The 4,076-nt window shown below is 49.9% G+C and carries 4 protein-coding genes; all 4 read right to left on the reverse strand.

What is annotated here, in order from left to right; translation table 11 throughout:
• Positions 1-100: 100 nt before the first annotated feature.
• The 4 genes from BZG83_RS15965 to BZG83_RS15980 all read right to left on the reverse strand — a co-directional run bounded on the left by BZG83_RS15965 (position 101) and on the right by BZG83_RS15980 (position 3,980).
• Positions 101-1,327, reverse strand: coding sequence for a quaternary amine ABC transporter ATP-binding protein (locus tag BZG83_RS15965; protein WP_077482029.1), 1,227 nt, complete (start codon positions 1,325-1,327; stop codon positions 101-103).
• Positions 1,320-2,216, reverse strand: coding sequence for an ABC transporter permease (locus BZG83_RS15970; RefSeq protein ID WP_077457908.1), 897 nt, complete (start codon positions 2,214-2,216; stop codon positions 1,320-1,322). The genes BZG83_RS15965 and BZG83_RS15970 overlap by 8 nt, the downstream gene beginning before the upstream one ends.
• 62 nt (positions 2,217-2,278) lie before the next feature.
• The gene (locus tag BZG83_RS15975; RefSeq protein ID WP_077482031.1) at positions 2,279-3,274 is read right to left on the reverse strand and encodes an ABC transporter substrate-binding protein; all 996 of its coding nucleotides are present in this window, start codon (positions 3,272-3,274) and stop codon (positions 2,279-2,281) included.
• A gap of 166 nt (positions 3,275-3,440) precedes the next feature.
• Complete coding sequence (locus BZG83_RS15980) at positions 3,441-3,980, reverse strand: isochorismatase family protein (protein WP_077482033.1); 540 nt, start codon at positions 3,978-3,980, stop codon at positions 3,441-3,443.
• Between the last annotated feature and the right edge of the window lie 96 nt (positions 3,981-4,076).

Here is a 4,076-nt window from a genome sequence, read left to right on the forward strand (position 1 = left end):
TTGCAGGGGAATGACACCTGTCTCAATAGTGTGATTTGCGACTAATATCACTGTTTAGTTTGATGAACACAGCGGCTAATAAAATAGCCGCTGTCACCGGTTAGCTCGCAATCGCGGKAGCGTCGGGATCCTTTGTGGAGGCGGCTTTCTCGCTGAGAATCGTGGCAACCGTTTGGCGTGAAAGGTGGCCAATCAATTCCCCTTCTTTGTCAAAAACAGGGAGCGGCCACTTCGATGCCAGCGTGTCTGGGATCACTTGTTCAAGCAAGGAGTCTTGGTCGATAGCAGGCACATCTTCAATCATACTGGCATCAATTTGTGTACTGGGATCAGCTTTGCTGAGCGCTTTTTCACTTAGTGTGCCTTGGTAGCCTTCTTCGGTGACATAATAGCCATAGCTGGCTTTCTGTTGACGCATTTGCGTGATGGCATCGCCAATGGTATTTGCACTTATGCGACAGATCTGCGGCTGCATCACCGYCTCCACCGTTAGTGCGCGGGCGCGATTCACATCTTTGACAAAGGCTTCCACATAGTCATCTGCTGGACGCAATAGAATATCGACGGGCTCACCAACCTGTACGAGTTTACCATCGCGCAAGATCGCAATGCGATCGCCCAAGCGTAAGGCTTCATCCAGATCATGCGTAATAAACACGATGGTCTTATGTAGCTTCTCTTGTAACTCAATCAATTGATCTTGCATCTCGCTGCGAATAAGCGGGTCCAGCGCAGAGAAGGCTTCGTCCATGAGCAAAATATCGGCATCGGTACACAGGGCACGCGCGAGTCCTACCCGTTGCTGCTGGCCCCCTGACAATTGCGCAGGGTATTGGTCCGCGTACCCCTCCAAACCAACGGTTGATAACCACTGTTGGGCTGTGGCGTCGCGTTCCTTTTTGGCCACGCCTTGAATGTGCAGCCCAAACGCGACATTTTCTTTAACGGTACGGTGCGGTAATAAGCCAAATCGTTGAAAGACCATCGACATTTTATGACGGCGGAATTGCTGCAACTCTTGTTGAGAGAACTGCATAATATCCGTGCCCTCAATGCGAATCGCACCTTCGGTAGGATCAATCAGACGGTTAAAGTGACGGATAAGGGTCGACTTCCCCGACCCCGATAGTCCCATGATCACGAAGACTTCACCGCGTCGAATCGAGAGGTTGATATCACTTAACCCAATGGTATGCCCAGTTTGTTGAAGCAAGTCATCTTTGCTTTTTCCGTCTTTCACACTGGCCATTACTTTGTGAGGGTGTTTACCAAACACCTTGTACAGGCCTTCAATTTCAATCAGCGTGTCATGGGTTGGCTCAGTCATGCTCACTTCCTTTTAAATGCTGCTGCGCACGTTTGGCGTAGCTTTGTGAAACGCGGTCAAAAATGATGGCGAGCGCCACAATGGCTAAACCGTTCAGAAGACCTAGGGTAAAGTATTGGTTAGTAATGGATTTGAGAACGGGTTGCCCCAAGCCTGCCACACCAATCATGGATGCGATAACAACCATGGCCAAGGCCATCATGATGGTTTGGTTAATACCGGCCATAATGGTGGGCATTGCCAAGGGTAGCTGAACTTGGAAAAGCCGCTGCATGCCGCTGGCACCGTAGGCGGTAGCTGCTTCGAGAACATCTTTATCGACCAATCGGATGCCTAAATTGGTTAATCGGATCACCGGCGGAATGGCATAAATCACCACGGCAATGACACCGGGAATTTTCCCGATCCCAAGCAACATAACCACTGGAATCAGATAGACGAATGCCGGCATGGTTTGCATAACATCCAAAAGTGGCGTGACAATCGCTTGGGTTCGGTCTGACTTTGACATGGCTATCCCAATCGGTACACCGACACCAATCGCGAGCAGGGTACAGACGAGAATAATACTCATGGTGCTCATGGTGTCTTCCCACATTCCCAGATAGCCGATGGCCGTGAATGCAACCACCACGGCCAGAGGCAGCTTCCACGAGCGGCTGGCCAGATAGGCAATACCGGCCAGAATCGCGATCACTAACCACCACGGTGTCGACAGCAACAAATCTTCGAACCAAACCAGAAAGTTAAGTAAGGGGTCAAAAAAAGACTCGATAGATTCGCCGTATTCACGGGAGAAGCTGCGATAGGCACCGTCGAGGGTTTTACGTATTTCAAGCAGATCTCGTCTGCTCATTTCAGGCACATCAGTTAGCCATGAATTTGCCATTTTCAGGGGGTTCCTTTACTGCGGGGAAAGCGCAGCGCAGCCAAAGACTGCGCTGAGTGAGGTTAAAGTGCATTGTTGATTTTATCGGCGACATCATCGGACACCCATGATGTCCAGATCTCAGGGTGCTCAATTAAAAAGTGTGTCATGGCATATTCGCCATCGGCCTGATTTTCTTCCATCCAGGCAAGCAGTGTATTCATTTGGTCGTTAGTAAAGCCTCGTGTTTCGAGATAAGCCACGGCGTCTGGTGCACGCTTTGCGAATCGTTCGGTGATCACGGTATCAACATCAGCCGCGGGATACATAGTGACCCTTGGGTTGAGACAGTCATTCGCGGTCACACATTGTTTGTAGTGATCAATATCGGTGCCGGATTCAAAGTCTATTTTGACCATGTCATATTTGCCGAGCACGGCCGTGGGCGCCCAGTAATACCCGAACCAAGGCTCTTTACGTTCATAAGCTTTGGCGATTGAGCCGGCTAAGCCAGCGCCAGAGCCCGGGTCAACCATTTCAAAGCCGCTATCGGCAAGGTTGAGGGCGCGAAAGAGGTTGGTTGACGTGATCTGGCAATTCCAGCCGGCGGGGCAGCCATAGAATGCAGATTTAGAGGGATCTTCAGGGTGAGTAAATAGTTTGGCATTCGCCTTAATCCCCGAAATGGTTTTCAGCTCAGGGTAGTCATCGACGAGATATTGCGGCACCCAGAATCCTTCTTCACCGCCATTAATCAAGGCTTTGCCTGCATAGCGAATCCGGCCCTCGTCGATACCACGTTGCAGTCCTTCACGCATTGAGTTGCTCCAAAATTCCGGCGCAATATCGGGCTCTCCTTTTTCGACCATCGATGTACCGGTCGGCATGGTGTCACCCGGCACCAGCTCTGCATCACATCCGTAACCATGCTCGAGAATAAAACGGTCGATATTGGCAATTAAGCTTGCAGAGTTCCAATTCATATCGGCAATGGTCACTTTGCCGCAGGTGTGATCATCCGCATTCACGGGCAGTGCGCCTACCGCTAACAGGCTGGCGGCAATGATTCGCTTGTACATAGTGCTTCCCTTCTTCTTTTACACGCATTCCCAATAATATTAGACCACTAACCAAATTGTTAGGGGGAAGAGTACTAGATAGATCACGCTGTATCATCTGCAGGGCTTGCAGTGATTATTTGTTGCACTAAATATTTAGGCGGTGTGTCATGGCGCCGACCTGCGCTTATTTGATCAACGATAAAAAGCGTTTGAAGTCGTCGCCACCGGCTTGTTGTTGCCACTCGAATAACAAAGACTCAACCACGGTTATCCATGCACCATGTTGTTGCATCATGCTCAGGCCTACTTGATGGTGATTGGCATGGCACGAAGACGTCGCGTCGACTGCCACGTGAACATGATAATGAGCACGAAGGAGGTCGCAAGCGGTTTGGTAGACACAAATGTGCGTTTCGATGCCACATAAAATCACTTGTTTACGGTTGAGCGTTGTTAGTTTTTGCTGCACTTCGGGGTGGGCGTAAGCGCTGAAAGTTTGCTTAGCGATGGGGGTGTTCTCGGGCAACAGCGCGGCGAGCGATGGAGAAGTTGGGCCGAGTTTATCTGGCAATTGCTCCATCCAAATAACGGGCACATCAAAATGCTGACAGGCGCGTAGCAGTTGCGCGGTCTTTTGGTGTAGCGCATCGCTATTTACCACTTTCTGCGCCAGTTTTCCTTGTACGTCAATCAGAATGACGACAGCATTTTCTGTATTAATCATCACACTATCCTTTTGTTTTCACGAAGTAATAAGCGTAGCAGGACGGTTTTTTCTTCGCCGAGGCCCATCGCACAAGTTATTATCATCACATAAAGA

It is taken from the genome of Salinivibrio sp. PR919, from assembly GCF_001995355.1.
Lineage (GTDB): Bacteria > Pseudomonadota > Gammaproteobacteria > Enterobacterales > Vibrionaceae > Salinivibrio > Salinivibrio proteolyticus.